Source organism: Leisingera sp. F5 (assembly GCF_001593695.1).
On sequence record NZ_LUKH01001474.1, the window covers coordinates 1 to 1,005 of the forward strand.

Annotated in this window: 1 pseudogene; it reads right to left on the reverse strand. The window is 60.8% G+C overall.

From position 1 onward, the window contains the following. Window positions 1-12: 12 nt before the first annotated feature. Window positions 13-1,005 (reverse strand): annotated as a pseudogene (locus tag A2I95_RS42365) (acyl CoA:acetate/3-ketoacid CoA transferase); the annotation flags it as partial.

A 1,005-nucleotide genomic window follows, 5' to 3' on the forward strand; every position in this document is an offset into this window, starting at 1 on the left:
TTTGTGTCCGCTTCAGGACCCCCAAATGGCCTGATGCGCCTCTTCACCGCTCTCGAAAATATGCGGCTGCACACTGCGGCTGGCGAGGGTGCCTTGCATTTTCAGGCGCATGAAGGCGCTGGTGGTATAGTGGGCGATCGAGGCGCTGTGGCGCTCCAGCGTCTGCCCGACTGCGGCCGCGTAGGCATCCTGCAGATCCTCGGCAATGCGGAAGCCGTTCTGATTCATCACCATGTTCACATCCTGGCCGCTTTTGACAAAGGCATCTTGAAGGACCCGGGTCAGGTCCTCGATGTCGCGCTTTTTCTTGACGCTCCAGCCTTCGAGGTTGAGGAACATGGTGTGGCGTGCGGCATCATAAGTGATCCGCTCCGGCAGGTTCAGGTTCAACAGGTCGTTCATCAGTCCCATCGGCTCATCCCGGAAGATGCGGGGGTCCATTTGGGTGACATTCTCGATTATCGGCTTGAACTCCATCTGGTCAAGAATATCGCGCTGCAGGTCGATGCCGGGCGCGATCTCGATCAGCTCCAGCCCCTTGGGCGTCAGCTGCAGCACGCAGCGTTCGGTCACGTAAAGCACCGGCTGTGAGCGCTGCGAAGCATAAGGACCTGAGAAGGTGATCTGTTCGATCAGGCGGACGAATTTCTTGTTGCGTCCTTCCTGGACGATGCGCAGTTTGCCGTCCTCAACCGCTACCTTCAGTCCGCCAGCGGTGAACGTGCCGGCAAAGACCACGGCGCGGGAGTTTTGCGAGATGTTGATGAAGCCGCCGCAGCCATTCAGGCGGCCCCCGAAGCGCGAGGCGTTGACGCTGCCCTCAGCATCGCATTCGGCCATGCCGAGGCAGGTGAGGTCCAACCCGCCGCCGTCGTAGAAATCGAACATCTGGTTCTGGTCGATGATGGCGTCGGCGTTGGCGGAGGAGCCGAAGCTGGAGCCGCCTGCCAGTACGCCGCCGACTGCCCCGGCCTCGGTGGTCAGGGTGATATAGGGGGTGGCCTT